The following is a 16,622-nucleotide window of genomic DNA, read 5'->3' as shown; positions in this document are numbered from 1 at the left end:
GACTCTATTGCATCTGCCTGTACTGTCCCGGCGTAACTCCGTATTTGGCTGAAAACTCACGATAGAAATAGGATTTGTTGGAGATTCCGACCTGATAGATGATTTCCTGCACGCTCAGGTTTGTCGTGACTAAGAGCTGGGCTGCATATATCATACGGTAGTCCTTGATGAAATCACTCGGTGTCAGCGGTGAAATCTTTTTGAAACGGCGATACAAGGCGCGGGTATTCATGCCTAATTTATCGGCTATAAGTTCAGGGCGCAACGTGTCCTGAGCAAGATTTTCCTTAATTATAGCTGTTACGGAATCCATAAACTCCTTATCCTCCTGATGGATCAACTGCCCTCCGGACTGTTTGTAAGCGCTTTCCGGGGAATAATAGTAGTCTTTCAGTTCTTTCTTATTCGCCATCAACCTGTTCACGACGGAATGGAGCACCACAGACGAGAACGGCTTGGTCAGGTAGGCATCGGCACCCAGATCCAGCCCCTCCGCCTGTTCGTTTTCCGAGACTTTTGCCGATACTACGATTACAGGTATATGCCGGGTAAACTTATCGGACTTGATACGGTTGATCAACGCAAACCCGTCCATGCTCGGCATCATGATATCCGTAATAATCAAATCAGGAGTTTGCTGCTCCATCAGGGCCAAAGCCTCCTCTGCATTAAATGCTTCCCGGACGACATATTCGGACGATAATGTTTCCTTAATCAACCAAACGATATCCCGGTTATCATCGACTACCAATATTACCGGATTGCCGGTATTTACTTCGGTTTCGGCTGCCGCAGCCGAAACCACCGGTTGTACAACCGGTACCTCTTCGCCGGCTTGTCCATCCGAATCCGTCTCCTCTGCTTCCAGATAAGGCAATGTTACGATAAATTCGGCAAATTCTCCCTCCTTACTTTCCACTTTTATCTCTCCACGAAGCAGTTGGACCATGCTGTGGCAGATGAAAAGCCCCAGTCCGTTTCTGGAAGTCATCTGAGTATAATTATTTCCATCCAAATCACCCAAGATTTGAAAACGGTCGAAAATCGTCTTCAAATCAGCTTCCGCTATCCCCTTGCCCGTATTATATACCTTTATTATCAGAGAATCATTTTCTATCCGGACAGAGACATCGATCGCCCCTTTCTGCTCCGTGTACTTGAATGCATTCGACACCAGGTTGCGTATAATCTTCTTCAAGCTGGGTACATCGGTATTCCAATAAACCGGTTTATCCGCTTCACTGAAGGTAAAATCGATCCCGTTGCGCTCGGCAACAGGCACAAACGATTCGCATTGCTTCCGGATCAAACCGCTTACGGACACCTGCTTGATATGTATATGGCTGAACCCGACTTCCTTTATCTTTCTGATATCCAAGATTTCCTGGATCAATTCATTCAGGTTTGTGACGTTTTCACCCAGGATACGGGCATATTTCTCCAGTTTTCCGTCGGCCAACCGTTCGGCAGATGTCTTGATATAATCGTTCACACCATTAATCAAGGTCAAAGGCGTGCAAAGCTCATGCGTGATGTTGGCAAAGAAATTCAACTTCGCTTCATACAGTTTTTCTTTTTGCTCTTCCCTGATCTTCCGGGCCACTTCTACCTGTTTTTCCACAATCCGGCGGCGCAGCCAATACACGATACCCGAACATGCAGCCGCCAACAACAGGCCATAGGCGATCATAGCCCAAGAACTGCGGTACCAGGGAGGTAACACCCGTATATGCAAAAAATACTCTTTGGCATCCGAATCGAACACATCATTCTTGTAACGGACCTTCAAAACATAATTTCCATAAGGCAACTTCGTAAAAGCGACCTCGTTATCCTTTTGCAACTCGGTCCACGATGTGTTATAGTTCTCCAATAAGTACGAATACTCGTAGTTTTCCCCATGTATGTAGTCGGTCGCCACAAAAGAAATTGAAAATGTGGATATACTGGGAGGAATGGCCACATATCCGGTTTTCTGATCCGTATAGTCGTACAGACTATGCGTTTCATTTCCCATCTTCAATTCAAAAAAATGCAAGGCCGGCTTATAATTCTCCTGCCGGTCGTTTTGCGGGTCTACCCATATCAATCCGTTGATTCCGCCAAAGAACAGTTTTCCCGTGTAAGGGCATTTCCAATAGGCGTCATCCGAAAATTCCGTCACATCCAAATCAGGACTTCCATAATTATGGAAAAACTGATTGTGAGGATTGTATTTGGTCAACCCTTTATTCGTGCTCAGCCAGATACAACCGTCAGGATCTTCAAGAATACCATGAACCATATCATTCTTGATACCGTCGATCCTGCTATATTGGCGTACCTCCGCCGAGGTTCCCGAATGTAATTTCATCTGCGTCATGCCTGAACTGGCCCCCAGATAAAAAGTAGAATCCTGGCTATAACACATGCAGAGCACATCCCCTACCGCCCGGTTGCCGGCATTATTCATCGAAATAAACTCGTATTTCTTAGTCAACAAGTTAAAACTTACCAACCCATATCCCCCACGGCTTCCTAAGTAGAGAAGGGAAGTCTCGTCATCATAATTCATAGAATGGAACTCATTGCAAACTTTTCCATTCTTTTCAAGGATAAAAGACTCCACATATTTAATGACAGGTTCCCCACTCCTTTTACCAATGACAACTTCCAGCAAACCATCTCCGGTCGTTGCCATCCACAACGTCGAATCATTCACTTCACGGATGGCATGGACATACCGGATCTTTGTATCGACAAGACTTGCCATCGTATGGACCTGCTTGTCCACTAAAGAATAATAGGACAATCCCGGACCTTCCGTCCCGATCCACACCCAGGGATAATAGTTGCTTTTACGGAAACAATAGACACGATCGCTGGACAAGCCGTTCGACGTAGTGAAATGTTTGACCTTTTCGGCCGGGATTTCCCCTTTTTCATAGGAATCATAATCTTCCACACGTACAAAACCATTCCCTTTCGTTCCGAACCAGATTGTTTTTTCATCTTCGGTGTAGATCGAACGGACCGGATTACGCATGACAATCGGCAAACTCTTAAGTTGAATCCCTGAAAACCGGTTATACTTGTCATAATACATCCGGACTCCTTGCCCGTCTGTCCCGACCCAAAGGATATCCTGCTTCCGGTCAGGCAAAACACAGAAGAGCCCGACATCGAACCCCAATGCCTCTTCCTGATTATCGATGTTTAGCAAAAGCCCATTCCTAAAAACCAGATAGGGAGCGGAATGAAACAAAGCGATGCGAGAAAGCTTTCCATATTTATGCATCCAACCGGTAAGATCGGCCAGATACTCTTTCTTGCGGTCTTTCATCCGGTAAGAGTAAAAGCGGTTTTCCATATCCACATAGTACAGAATGCCTTCGAGGTAATAGGCACGGTCAATTTTCTTTTCATGGACCGGAGTTTTCTTTATGTCCAATGCCAAGGGGAAGGACTCGAAATCCGGACTAATCTCAAGCAGGCTGCCATCGGCGTCAAGAATAAAGAACTGCCTTTCTCCGTCTGCAAACAAGACTTTGGCCATTTCCTCATTCATCCCCTGTACATGTACATCCTGGAAAGAACCGGCTTCGGGAGAATAGCAGGAGATAAAGTCTTTTTGCTTTATGGCCAACGTATTGCCGGCCGAATCAGACGCCACGTTCAGGCATTCGGGATATTCCGTATAAGACTCCGTCACCTTCCGGTCTTTCAGCGAGAACCGATTCAATCCCATAGAAGTCGATACCCACAGATATCCGTCTCCGCCATACACGATCTTGTTGATGATATTGCTGCATAAGGTATTCTTGTTGTTCGGTTCAAAGCGAAACACATAGGTATTCTTGCCGTTATACAGGTTCAAGCCGTCGTAAGTGCCGATCCACATGTAACCGTTCTCATCCTGGTACATATCAAGGATGGCATTATTTGACAAATCTATATTATCCGCCATATGCAGGGAGATCCCCGCGGACACCGGACAAGAAAACAGAGACAAGCAGACAATCACAGACCTGACAAAACGGAGAAACGCCGCATATCTGGTATCTATATAGGATAAATTCATAATAACGGTTATTAGACTGCAAATATAGTAAATAATGTGTCAATTTTTTCTTACTTTTGCGCCAAACGTCTGTAACTAATAAAGTATTAATCGTTTTAATACAACGTAAATATATGAAAAAGTATCTTCCTATCGCCGCTTCCGTCCTGCTTCTTGCAGCCTGTAGCGAAAAACCGGGTTACGAAATTGCCGGTACCGTTTCAAACAATGATTTGAATGGTAAGTATGTGTACCTCTATGAATATGGGGTAAAAGAGGCTGCGCCGCTGGACAGCGCCTTAGTTCAAAACGGAGCTTTTGCCTTGAAAGGCACACAAAACGCCCCGGCCCTCCGTACTCTCCGTTTTTCGGAAGAAGTGGTTGAACCGGTACGTGTCGCTCCCGGTGAAAACGCTCCGTTCATGGCTACATTCGTACTTGAAAACGGGAAACTGGCAGTCGTGCTGGATTCGACTTCCACGGTTAGCGGCACACCTGAAAACGACGCACAAAAAGAGTTGCAGGCTAAGATCAAAGACTTACGCTCCGGTATCAACAAATTGGTTGCCGATATGAAATCGGGTGATGAAAACCTGATCAAACAAGCAGAAGCTAAATATGAAGAAATCGACCGTAAGATTACGGAAGCCGTTGTCAACTACATCCTGACTCATACGGATAAACAGTCAGCCGCCAAAAACCTGTACGATTTCCGTTACAACATCGACGAAGAACAGCAAAATGAAATTATTTCCAAAGCAGATTCTTCTTTCAAATCCGTTCCGGGAATCAGCTACATGATCGATCATCTGAATGTACTGAAAAAGGTCGCCGTAGGACAGAAATTCACGGATTTCGAAATGCCGGATGCCAAAGGCGAAATGCACAAACTCTCCGAATACGTCGGTAACGGCAAAGTCGTCCTGATCGATTTCTGGGCCTCCTGGTGTCCTCCCTGCCGCGCAGAAATGCCGAATCTGGTCAAAGCCTATAAAGATTACAAAGGCAAAGGATTCGATATCGTCGGCATCTCGCTGGACAGCAAAGCCGATGCATGGGCCAAAGGCGTAAAAGACCTGAACATCACCTGGACACAGTTGTCCGACCTGAAAGGCTGGCAGAACGGCGGTGCCGCCCTTTATGGCGTCAACAGTATCCCGCACACCGTACTGGTTGACAAAGACGGCACGATCATCGCCAAGAACCTGCACGGCCAGGAGCTGGAAGACAAAATTAAAGAAGTTTTGAAATAACCGGTTCTGTTGCACGGCTGAATTAAAAATTTTATCTTTGTGCGGTCTTTAAAAGAGCGATCTTACATTAAAATTAGCATAAAGTTTTATTATCACTTTAATATAATAAATTAGCGATTATGATTTATTCACATGAAGTTCAACACATGTGTGTTGTAAAGAAGGGAGCTAACCACCAGTGTGCTCCGATTCCTGAAGAAGGAAAGTGGGTTAGAGCAACTCAGATTTCTGACATTTCTGGTTTGACTCACGGTATCGGTTGGTGTGCACCGAAACAGGGTGGATGTAAGCTGACTCTGAACGTTAAAGAAGGAATTATCCAGGAAGCACTTGTAGAAACTATCGGTTGCTCCGGAATGACTCACTCTGCTGCTATGGCTTCAGAAATCCTGCCGGGCAAAACACTGTTGGAAGCATTGAACACCGACCTCGTCTGTGACGCTATCAACACTGCTATGCGCGAATTGTTCCTGCAGATCGTTTACGGTCGTACACAGTCTGCTTTCTCTGAAGACGGCCTGCCTATCGGCGCCGGACTGGAAGACTTGGGTAAAGGTCTGCGCAGCCAGGTCGGTACAATGTACGGAACGCTGGCCAAGGGTACTCGTTACCTGGAAATGGCCGAGGGGTACTGTACCCGTATGGCTCTCGATGCTGACGACGAAGTAATCGGTTACGAATTTGTTCACCTGGGCAAGTTCATGGATATGGTAAAGAAGGGTATGGATGCTAACGAAGCACTGGAAAAAGCGAAAGGCTCTTACGGTCGTTTCAAAGAAGCTGTAAAATATATCGATCCTCGTAATGAATAAGAAAACACTGACACGCGTCCTTTTCGGGCTGATCGCTATCACCATAGTGGCAACGGTTATCGCTTACTTCGTGATTAAGCCGGACCGTCCCTGGATGGCTTTTTATGTGGCCTGCTGCGGCGGTGTGCTTGTTTTCAATTTTCTGATATCTTTATTTCTGGTAAATAAGAATTTAAAAAAGTAAAAAAGAATATGGCTTTATTTGAAAGTTATGACCGCCGTATCGATCATATCAACGCGGTTTTAAAAGAATATGGTATCAACGGCATCGAAGAAGCAAAGGCTATCTGCGACGCTAAAGGTATCGACCCTTATACAATGTGTAAGGAAACACAACCTATCTGTTTCGAAAATGCTTGCTGGGCTTACGTTGTAGGTGCTGCAATTGCAATCAAGAAGGGCTGCACAAATGCTGCCGAAGCTGCCGAAGCCATCGGTATCGGTCTGCAGGCATTCTGTATCGCCGGTTCTGTTGCCGACGACCGTAAGGTAGGTATCGGCCACGGTAACCTGGCTGCCCGTCTGCTTCGTGAAGAAACAAAATGTTTCGCATTCCTGGCCGGTCACGAATCTTTCGCTGCTGCCGAAGGTGCTATCAAGATCGCTGAAATGGCAAATAAAGTTCGTAAAGAACCGTTGCGCGTTATCCTGAACGGTCTGGGCAAGGATGCTGCCAAGATCATTTCCCGTATCAACGGATTCACTTACGTTCAGACTCAGTTCGACTATATGACCGGCGAAGTAAACGTAATCGAAGAAAAAGCATACTCAAACGGTCTGCGTGCAAAAGTCAAGTGCTACGGTGCTGACGATGTTCGCGAAGGGGTTGCTATCATGCGTAAAGAAGGGGTTGACGTGTCTATCACAGGTAACTCAACGAACCCGACTCGCTTCCAGCACCCGGTTGCAGGTACTTACAAGAAAGAATGTATGGAAAACGGCCACCCGTATTTCTCTGTGGCTTCAGGTGGCGGTACGGGCCGTACCCTGCATCCGGATAACATGGCTGCCGGTCCCGCTTCTTATGGTATGACCGACACGATGGGCCGTATGCACGGTGACGCTCAGTTCGCCGGTTCTTCATCCGTTCCCGCTCACGTGGAAATGATGGGCTTCCTGGGTATGGGTAACAACCCGATGGTAGGTGCTACAGTTGCCGTAGCGGTGGCTATCGAGGAAGCTATGAAGAAATAAAAACTATTTTTATAGTATTATTTATAGCATAAGCAGGAAGGTGTGTCAAAACTCCTTTATCACGATCTTTAAGGCACGGATTACGCGGATTACACGGAAAGAGAATAAATTTATCCGTGTAAATCCGTGAAATCCGTGCCTAAATTATGTATATTGTAAGCAGGATTTTCTTTTGACACACCTTCTTTTTATTAAATAACCTATCATTTTCCCCTTTTCCACACTCCTCCTTCTTTCTCACGAGCCTGGTCCGGTTCACTTAAGAAGTGACTTCAGATATTCCGGAAACTCGTTAGTCATCCAGTCGCCCTCATACCTCTTTCCGTTCACAAAGAAAGTGGGAGTTCCTTCTATACCCGCCTTATTGCCAGAATCGAAGTCCTCCTGTACCTTGCGGATGAAACGCTCCTGCCCGAAATCTTCTTTGAATTTCTTGACGTCCATATCGATAATACGGGCATATTCGATCAAATGGGTATCATCGAGTTCTTCCTGGTTCTCGAACAAGATATCGTGCATTTCCCAGAACTTGTCTTGTGCCGAGGCTGTTTCGGCAGCAACAGCCGCATGTACGGCATATTGGTGCAATTCGTCCAACGGATAGTTACGAAAGATGAAGCGTATTTTATCTCCTTGTTCTTTCAGGATATCCTTCATAATATAGAAAGCCTTTCCGCAATAGGAACATTGATAGTCTGCATATTCGACTATTTCTATCGGGGCATCGTCGGGGCCCAGGATATGATCCTTATCTGTCACATGCAAATTCATATTGATAATTATTTAGTTGATTATGAATACATAACACATCTTTCCTCTCGTTTGTTCCGAATATTATACATTCGTTTCGGATTGTTAGTTCTCTTTTTATTTAACTTAGCAGCCATGAAAAGAGGATATGCAGATCTACCGCTCCATTACGGAACCGTTCCCCCATGGCTGGCCCAACGTATGTGCCTGTTGGGAGGCGCCATTGCAGAAGCGATCGTCATCGAATATGGCCGTAGGGCATTGCTGCAACGGCTGAGTGATCCGTTCTGGTTTCAGTCGCTTGGCTGTGTGTTGGGGATGGACTGGCATTCGTCCGGCATAACGACATCGGTTATGAATGCCTTAAAGAAGGCGATTAACAGGAGGTCGGAAGAGTTGGGCGTGTATGTCTGCGGTGGACGAGGAAAGGCGTCCCTTCAAACCCCGGCAGAGTTATTGGCGATAGCCGGCAGAACCGGACTGAATGGGGACGAGCTTGTGAAGCACAGCAAACTATCGGCAAAGGTGGATAACACAGCTGTCCAAGATGGCTTTCAGTTATACCTCCATTCCTTCGTCGTCACGAGAGAAGGAGAATGGGCAGTCGTCCAACAGGGAATGAACCCGAATGAGCGGATGGCCCGGCGTTACCACTGGCTCTCATCCTCCTTGCGTTCCTTTATGGAGGAACCGCATACATCAGTCTGTGGGCGTAACCAAGGCCAGATATTGAACTTGACAGACAAACTTGCTTCTCCGACTAAGGAAGGCATTCTTGAACTGACAAAGGAGACGCCAGACAAACTCATGCACGAGGTTTCGCTTATCCTGCCCCGCCACCATGAAGTTAAAGTGGAAGATGTCAACTTGAAACGGCTGGGAGCCGCCCTGATCCTTGCCCATGAAACAAATGTCGCCGATATGGAATCCCTCCTGTTGCTTGAAGGCATCGGCCCCCGGACCTTGCAGTCGCTTACGTTAGTCAGCGAAGTGATCCATGGAACCCCTTCCCGCTTCTCCGACCCGGCGCGTTTCTCCTTCGCGCACGGAGGAAAAGACGGACATCCCTTTCCGGTTCCGACGAGCGTGTACGACGAAACGATCGAGGTCTTCGACAAGGCGATACGGCAAGCACGTTTAGGGGATAAGGACAAGTCAGAAGCACTGAAGAACCTATCCAATCTCTCACAAGAGATGGAGAAAAGCTATACTCCGAACAACTACTTCGACAAATTAGTAGAACATGAACGGAACACTTCTTATAAGTATGGCGGAAAGACCGTCTACGGAGATGCGAAAAAACCGGAAGGAAAAGGGGGAACCCAATTAAGCCTTTGGGATGAGTAAAAGGATAGCTCCCCCGTCCATATCATCCGCATCCGGTAAAATACCGGTTCGTGATACAGGCTATTTCCTGACTAAAGTATATTGATATCCCGTTTCAGAGCAATCTTGCAGGATAAGAGTATCCCCTTTGACAGACACAGGATAGGCCGGGTTGGTCTCGTAGAAGACATCCATCAGATAGGCTTCATATCCGGCCCCCGTATCCGCTTTGCGCCAATTCAAGGCTCCCGGTTCGGCTTTGCCGTCCTCCGTCCAGACATACCGGTCGTCTGCAAACTTGATGAAAGTATTTTCATACTCGCAGAACTCACGGGCGTTCTTGCCACTCACCAGTTCCCATTCACCGTTGACCAATGCCTTGATCTCCGGCAACTCCTTATCGAACAACGTTATATTCACGTCCTCCGCCACCTTCTTCTTATTGCTCTGGCAAGCCGTACCAAACGGCAGGGCAGCGACAAGCAGCAATGGCAATACATTCATCAGTTTCTTCATATACCTTTCTTATTTGCAATGTTCCTTTATCAGCTTTTCGGCGAGCGGATCCCCCAATTCCTTAGCTTTGTTGAATGCTTCGCAAGCTTCTGCTTTCTTCTTCAAACGGACATAACAAACGCCCCGTAAGCGGTAGCAGGCTCCGAAATCAGGAGCGATTTCAATTGCCTTCTCTATGCTTTTGAGTGCATCTTCATACTTCTGCATACGAACGTATATGGAGGCTTCTTCCGCATAATAGTCGGGCGTGTCGGGACCTCCCTGTATGGCGGTCCGGATATCCTTCAAAGCTCCTTCCAGATCACCGGCACGGAACTTGGCCTGTTCGCGCAAGAAGAAGAAGTTCGGAAGCACTTGTCCGCCGACCAGTGTATAATAGAGGTCATAGTCGGCAATAGCCTCTGTGTATTGTGCAAGACGCAGGCGCCAGTCGATCCGTTCCAGCACATAAGCTGCCGCTTCGGCATTCATGGTTGTCCCGCATTTCTCGATCGCCTTGTCCAGCAGGTCGATCACGTCACCGATATTAAAACCGGTAACCTGTTCCTTTGCCTTTGCAGCCAAGTAATAGGAAGAAGCAGAGGCAATGTCGCTGTTGTTAATGATCATATATTCATCGAACGCCTGTTGGAACTCTCCTTTATTGAACAATATATCCGCCTTTAACTGGTGATAGACAGGCTGGTTGTCCTCTTCGATCGCCTTGTCCAATGCCTCCATAGCGGCTTCAGTCGTATAAGCGGGATCGGTCAGCGTGCTGTCGGCCGAAGCAACACCGTAGATCAACTTAGCCTGGTTATACCAAAAATCACCTTTCTTGTCACTGTATTTGGAAGCGGTTTTTATGTCATCCATCGCCTTTTGCAGGCAAGCGGCCTGTTCAGCCGGAGAGTTTGCCAACTCCGCACGGTTATAGGCATAGAGATCGGAACGGGTCAAGTAGCCGTCGGGCGCATCCGGGAAGGAGGCGATAAAATCATTGACCGTTTCCAGGCGCGACTTTACATCCTGTGTGCCACTAATCAGGTAGAGTGCAACAGTAGCCTGATCCAATTCCTTCGGCCATCCTTTTGGCATATTGATATTGCGATATGCAGAGCTCAAGTAATCGGCAGAGCCTATTGACAGGCTACCTGCATATCCGGCAGAGAGGCCATAGCAAATATCTTTCTTTCCACCTGCATCGGCCTGTGCCAGCCCGAACACCTCACCTTCGGGGGTCAGTAACGGGGCATTGAGTTCGTTATTCTCCAATGGGATTGCCATCCTATAATACTTATACGGATCTTTCAGTTTGCTTACCTCGGTGATGGCACCAGACTTAAAGGTGGCGTTCTTTCCGGTTGAATACAATAGCAGAAAGGCACTTGTCCCGTTTGCCACCGGATCGACAGCGATCGGCAGGTAAGCGACCTTTTTCGGCACTTCGACCTGAAACTTTACGGCGTCATACAGTTCATCCGCTCCCTGGATATTCTTAACCGGGAACATCTTCCCTTCGAAGTCTGTGACCGTTGCTTTCTCGGCTCCTTTGAAGATATCATATGCAGAGACAGCCTCGCCTGTTTCGGAAATAAAGAATCCCGTACTGGTGGCAAGCTTATTCCCATCTTTTCCATAAGTGGTAATTGTAAAGACCGCCTTCTTGGCTTTGTCCATCCATTTAGGGGCGTTTTTCTGTGCTGCTGCCGAGAGGCACAGACAGCTGATCAAAATCAAATGTAGTATTCGTCTCATTTCTTTATCATGTTATCAGATATGAGCGCAAATATAATGATTTATATGCATTTAAAAATCAAAGTTGGAAGATAAAAGAAAAATAGCCATATTGTATAAGGGTCTTATACAATATTATATTAAAGTCTTCCACCACTCGCCCGGACTATCGCTTTCCGGATATTATGCCGATAAACCAGGCAAGCCGTCATAAAATAGAATGCACACTGTGCCCAGAGGATCAAATATTCCGTCCGTATCTCCGCCATCGAGGCTCCCATAGAATTCAGCTTGACATAAGCCATTGTTGCCGGGGCTGCCGGGATGAAGTGGGAAGTCAGTTGCCAGTACCAGGGCATTAGTTCTATCGGATAGGAGATACCGGAGAGGAACAGAAGGCCGACAGAGAAGAAGGGGATCATCAGAGGCGGCATCTCGGAATCTGTAAAGAACAGGGAAGCTGTAAGTCCGAAAAAGCTGGTCGCGAGAATAAAAGGGATTAGCAACATGACGACGTGCAAATGCGTCCCGATATCCGGCAGATTGAAGACTAATGGAAGCAGTCCTAATAAGAAAAGGGTGAAGACCACATAAAGGATGCTATATGTAAATGCCTTGCCGGTTACCACTTGTGCCATTTGCCAGAAAGAGAGGTCCACTGGGTTGCCTGCAAAACGGACAATCGAGCCGCTATGCCGTTCACCTCCGCTTATCGAACCGATCAGCATCATTAATATCTGGAAGATAATGACAATCAGGACAGCCGGTATCAGATAAGTGCCATAACCTTCGGTCGGGTTGTAGAGGGCCGTACCGACAACTTCGATCGCTTGGGCCGAAGCCAACTTCGGGGCGTCTTGTTGGGGCAGGAAGACAAGCATATCCGGCCGGTAGGCGTCATTCAAGGCCAGCATGGAACCGGTCGAGGCTTCTTCTATGGAAAGATAGTAGAGGAAAGTGATCGTCGTCTCGTACATAATGAAGACAGACTCTTCGCCACGCGAAACACGGTCTTCGAAGTCGTCCGGTAGATAAAGGATACCGGCAGCTTTTCCCGATTTCATCATCTCACGGGCCTCCGTATAGTCTACGGCCGTTGCCACGACACCGACCTGTGGAGTGGCATCGAGCAAACGGACGTATTGGCGGCTCAATTTGCTATGGGAATGGTCGACGACGGCGACCGGGACTTTGCGGACCAGGTTGGGCGCGTACATATAATTGTACAACAAACCGTAAATAAAGATGCCCCCCATCAGCACAAGCACGATGGCATAGCTGTGGGTAATTGTCCTGAACTCTTCGCGTATAACTGATATAACATTCATATTCGTATTTCTTTTTTAAGAGAGAAGATGCCTCCACTTCTCTTCGTTCACAATCGCTTTCTTCAAACGGGGCAATAACAGCAAGGCGGGAAGGAGAAAGGCAAGCAGCGCACTGTAATTGACCCATGAATAGGCAAAACCGTAATCGCCATAGAGCAGGTTCTGACAGATCTCGGTGAAGTGACGGACAGGAAAAAGGTAGGAGCTGTAATAGACCGGAGCATACATGGATTCTACCGGGAAGGTCACGCCTGCCAACGTTGCCCCGAGCGATCCGACCATCGACACGAGGCTGACGACAAGGCTCAACACCGGAAAGAGGGAGAAGAGGAATAACGCCAATGCTTGGGTTGAAACAACAAACAGGATCGCCGTAAGGTTGAGTGGCCAGAAGCCGCATGAGAAAGGTATGTGCATAAGGCCGAACATGACGTAGTTCGCCAGTACGCTCATCAGGCTGAAGATAACGGTATAAGGCAATAGTTTCCCGGCGACTGCCGTTATGATATTGCCGCCTGCCGCCGAGAGCCATTCCGCTCCGGTCCCGAACTTGATCTCGCTGCCGACGGTATAGACCGTGGTCAGCAGGACAATGATCTGGAAGAAGACAAAGAAGAAGGGGTTGCTCAGAAAGACCGAATAGTCCAAGTCGGGATTGAACAGGGGATGATTGCTGCTTTTGACGGGAAGAAGGAAAGAAGTAATCTGTTCTTCCCCTATTCCAAGGGCGGTGGCCTGCATGATGATGGGGTCCATCGAGAGCTGGCTAAGGACGGTTGCGAAAGCGCCGCGTACCTCACCGCCTACGCTCAGGAGGGCATAGTGGTAATAGTAGGCGAGCGTCGCCTGCCGCCCCGACAGGGCATCGGCTTCGAAGTGATCCGGGATAACGAGGTAACCGTATATCTCTTTCGACTGGGTGGCACGGCGGGCGGCCTCCTGGTCGGCATAGTGGCGGGTGACTTTGAAGGTGGGGACCGCTTCGACTGTCCGGGTGACTTCGCGCGAAAGAGCGGTCTGGTCCTGGTCGACGATGCCGACGGGTATGTTCTCCATCTGCCCGTCCCCGAAGATCGTGGACATGAAGAAGATGCAGAACAACGGCAGCACGATGCACACTCCGAAATAGAGACGCCGTGAGACCATCCGTGCAAGTTCTCTTCGAAGAACCCGTACAAATTGAGAATTGGAAATTGAAGATCGGGAATTAACCATACTGTCTTTGAATTTTTGATTTTCAATTCTCAACTTTCAATTCAACCAATACCGACATGCCGGGCCGCAGTCCTTCCACCTTCCCGACCGGCAGGGCGTGTATCTCGAACGTGCGGAGGTCATAGCTACCCGTCTGCTTGGTCGACTTCCAGGTGGCAAAACTGCCCAATGGGCTGACATAATTGATCTTGAACTCGATACCCTTCTTGTCGATCGCCGGGACATCGGCAACAAACGTCCCTCCCATCGGGAAGAGCGGCAGGCGGTCTTCGCGGACATTCAACACCACATGCACGTCGTCGAGCACGACCAGGTTCATGATAGGCATTCCGGCTCCGACAAGTTCCCCCCTTTTTGGGAAGATGGTCGATATCTGGCCGGACTCCGGGGCTGTCAGGCGGGCGTCCTGCAAAAGGGCGGCGACCTCCTCGACTGTTCCCTTGGCGGCGTTCACCAGGGAGCGGGCACTCTCCTTGTCCTGTATCCGGGCGCCGTCGAGAGCCATTTGGTATTGGTTCCAAGCTGCCCGCTCACCGGCAACGGCGGCATCGTACAAGGCTTTCACCTCGTCCCGTCGTTGTGATGAGACGACGCTGTCTTTATACAGGGCCTCGATACGGTTGTAGGTGGTCTTTGCCAGTTCGAGATCCGACTTCGATTTGTTCCAGAGCTGTTGGACAGTGGCAATGATCTGCTTGCGCGTTCCCTCGTCTACCTTCTGGTTCTGGAAACGGGCGATATTTTCGAGGGCGTTCACTTGCTGGTATTTGGCGAGCGCTTCAGGGCTGTTGATGACGACAAGGGTGTCGCCTGCTTTTACGTTCTGTCCTTCCTTGACCAAGAATGTATCGATACGGCCGGGCAGCTTCCCGGAGATGCGTATCTCGGTTGCTTCGATCTGTCCTTGCAAGATCACAGGTTTATTCTTCAACAGGAACATGCCTGCCAAGGATATAATGGCTACGGCGATCAGCACTACTATGAAGGAGATCGTCAGGTATTTCTTCGATTTATCCATGATTATACGGTTTTATGTTTATAAGATCTCTGTTTTACCGTCCAACCGGTATTGGTGGAAGGCTTCGGGAATGCCACAAATGGATAGGAGGTTGGCAAGCGCCACGTCGTACTGGTAATAGGCAAGCAGGAAGGCGGTCTTCACCTTCGAGAGTACCACTTCGGCGTCTACCACGTCCGAGGAGGTCGCCATTCCTTCCTTGAAGGACTTCTCGCGGATACGGACCAGTTCGTTGCTCATCTCAAGTGTTGTATTCAACGCCTTGACATTGTCCATCGCATTTTGCATCTGGGAGTAGAACTTGTCGACTCCTACCTGCAAATCGGTCACGGCTTTCTCTTTGCCGATGGCAAGCGACTGGCTGGTCAGGCGTGCCTGGCGGATGCGTTTCTCCCGGTCGAGGCCGTCGAAGATGTTCCAGGTAAAACCGACCCCGATCATCGTGCGCGGCATAAGGTATTTGTCGAGTCCATCCGCATAAAGGGTCTGCTTGCCGATCAGGGCGATGTTGGGGAGGTAGCCTGTACGACCGATCTTCAATTGGTTGCCAACGATGCCCTCCTGTAGCTTCAACTGGTTGACCAGGTAATTGTTAAAAGGGATCATCTCTTTGAAGTAGCTGGCTGAGGGGATGCTTTCGTTGATGAAGAGGGAGGTCGTTGTGCGGATCTCCTGTTCTTCTCCAATATTGATCAGGCTCTTGAGCGCCTGGCTGGCGACTTCGAGGTCTTTGCGGGCGGATTCGAGTTCGCGCTTCGCCTCTTCCATGCTTACTTGAGCGACAAGGCGCTCGGCTCGGTTGATCATTCCTTGTTGCTCCAACTTCAAAGCCTGGTCGTAATGGGTTTTCAGGGAGTTATAGGTTTCTGCCTTTACTTCGACGACCCGCTGGCCGAGGCGCAGGCCGAAATAGCTTTCGATCAGCAGGGCTTGCTGGTTCGCGCTCACTTGTTCGCGGTTGACTTCGGCCACGGAGACGAGTTGTTTGCCGATCTTGCCGGCATAGATGCGTTTGCCGCCTGTAAAGATAGGCCAGGTCAGGTTTGCGTCGATCGACGTGATATTCTGTGAGATGAGGGGCAGCGTCAATGTGTTCTGTCCGATCTTATCGAGAAGTGATGAGATAAACTGGTCGTTGGGGAGGATGGAATGGACATACTCTTTCGCCGGATCGGTAAACTGGTTCAGGGGTTGGCGTACCTCGACCGGATTCGACATGTGCACATAAGCTCCCGCGGCACTGATAGTGGGATACCAGAAAGCATTGAGTTTCTGATGTTCGTTCTTCGCCAGTTCCACTTCTTTCCCGGCAATCTTAAGACTCTTGTTCTCGCTTTGCAAGAGCGTGAGGGATTGCTCCAACGACAAGTCCATCGGCTCTGTCTGGGCAGAGGCAAAGGCAGGAAGAAGCCACAGCAGGGCGATGCTGAAGTGAGTAATGTTATAAATCATAAG

The 16,622-nt window shown here is 48.5% G+C and carries 13 protein-coding genes; 5 read left to right on the top strand and 8 right to left on the bottom strand.

Annotation, left to right across the window (positions count from 1 at the left end; translation table 11 throughout):
* Positions 1–4: 4 nt before the first annotated feature.
* The gene (locus tag ACW6QF_RS15315) at positions 5–4,060 is read right to left on the bottom strand and encodes a response regulator (RefSeq protein WP_456088449.1); all 4,056 of its coding nucleotides are present in this window, start codon (positions 4,058–4,060) and stop codon (positions 5–7) included.
* 113 nt (positions 4,061–4,173) lie between these two features.
* On the opposite strand from ACW6QF_RS15315, the gene ACW6QF_RS15310 reads away from it, so the two are divergent.
* From ACW6QF_RS15310 to ACW6QF_RS15295, 4 genes are all read left to right on the top strand, one after another.
* Positions 4,174–5,292 (top strand): TlpA disulfide reductase family protein, encoded by a 1,119-nt coding sequence (locus tag ACW6QF_RS15310; protein ID WP_298552205.1) that lies wholly within the window; start codon positions 4,174–4,176, stop codon positions 5,290–5,292.
* A gap of 119 nt (positions 5,293–5,411) precedes the next feature.
* Positions 5,412–6,104 carry an iron-sulfur cluster assembly scaffold protein gene (locus tag ACW6QF_RS15305; protein ID WP_186927939.1) on the top strand — a complete coding sequence of 231 codons (693 nt, stop codon included), beginning with the start codon at positions 5,412–5,414 and terminating at the stop codon, positions 6,102–6,104.
* Positions 6,097–6,288 (top strand): hypothetical protein, encoded by a 192-nt coding sequence (locus tag ACW6QF_RS15300; protein ID WP_008145831.1) that lies wholly within the window; start codon positions 6,097–6,099, stop codon positions 6,286–6,288. The genes ACW6QF_RS15305 and ACW6QF_RS15300 overlap by 8 nt, the downstream gene beginning before the upstream one ends.
* Positions 6,289–6,296: 8 nt before the next feature.
* Complete coding sequence (locus ACW6QF_RS15295) at positions 6,297–7,298, top strand: GGGtGRT protein (RefSeq protein ID WP_008145829.1); 1,002 nt, start codon at positions 6,297–6,299, stop codon at positions 7,296–7,298.
* 255 nt (positions 7,299–7,553) lie between these two features.
* Here ACW6QF_RS15295 and ACW6QF_RS15290 read toward each other — a convergent pair whose 3' ends face one another.
* A complete protein-coding gene (locus ACW6QF_RS15290) occupies positions 7,554–8,069 on the bottom strand; it encodes a DsbA family protein (protein WP_298549768.1) in 516 nt (171 codons plus the stop codon).
* 114 nt (positions 8,070–8,183) lie between these two features.
* Between ACW6QF_RS15290 and ACW6QF_RS15285 the strand changes: the two genes are divergently transcribed.
* Positions 8,184–9,395, top strand: a complete 1,212-nt coding sequence (locus ACW6QF_RS15285) for a DUF763 domain-containing protein (RefSeq protein ID WP_456088448.1) — start codon at positions 8,184–8,186, stop codon at positions 9,393–9,395.
* 60 nt (positions 9,396–9,455) lie between these two features.
* Here ACW6QF_RS15285 and ACW6QF_RS15280 read toward each other — a convergent pair whose 3' ends face one another.
* From ACW6QF_RS15280 to ACW6QF_RS15255, 6 genes are all read right to left on the bottom strand, one after another.
* On the bottom strand, positions 9,456–9,890 hold the full coding sequence (locus ACW6QF_RS15280; RefSeq protein ID WP_456088447.1) for a hypothetical protein: 435 nt from the start codon (positions 9,888–9,890) through the stop codon (positions 9,456–9,458).
* Positions 9,891–9,899: 9 nt separating this feature from the next.
* Positions 9,900–11,627: a tetratricopeptide repeat protein gene (locus ACW6QF_RS15275; protein ID WP_456088446.1), complete on the bottom strand. Its 1,728-nt coding sequence runs from the start codon at positions 11,625–11,627 to the stop codon at positions 9,900–9,902.
* Positions 11,628–11,746: 119 nt separating this feature from the next.
* On the bottom strand, positions 11,747–12,934 hold the full coding sequence (locus ACW6QF_RS15270; RefSeq protein WP_456088445.1) for an ABC transporter permease: 1,188 nt from the start codon (positions 12,932–12,934) through the stop codon (positions 11,747–11,749).
* Between the two features lie 15 nt (positions 12,935–12,949).
* Positions 12,950–14,149: an ABC transporter permease gene (locus ACW6QF_RS15265; RefSeq protein WP_456088444.1), complete on the bottom strand. Its 1,200-nt coding sequence runs from the start codon at positions 14,147–14,149 to the stop codon at positions 12,950–12,952.
* Positions 14,150–14,171: 22 nt separating this feature from the next.
* Entirely contained in the window at positions 14,172–15,167 is a 996-nt protein-coding gene (locus tag ACW6QF_RS15260) for an HlyD family secretion protein (protein WP_456088443.1), read from the bottom strand.
* Between the two features lie 18 nt (positions 15,168–15,185).
* Positions 15,186–16,619, bottom strand: coding sequence for a TolC family protein (locus ACW6QF_RS15255; RefSeq protein WP_456088442.1), 1,434 nt, complete (start codon positions 16,617–16,619; stop codon positions 15,186–15,188).
* Positions 16,620–16,622: the final 3 nt, after the last annotated feature.

The sequence above is a fragment of the Parabacteroides sp. genome, from assembly GCF_977054455.1.
Note: the sequence above shows the minus strand (reverse complement) of the source record. Positions and strands in the feature narration are given on the sequence as shown.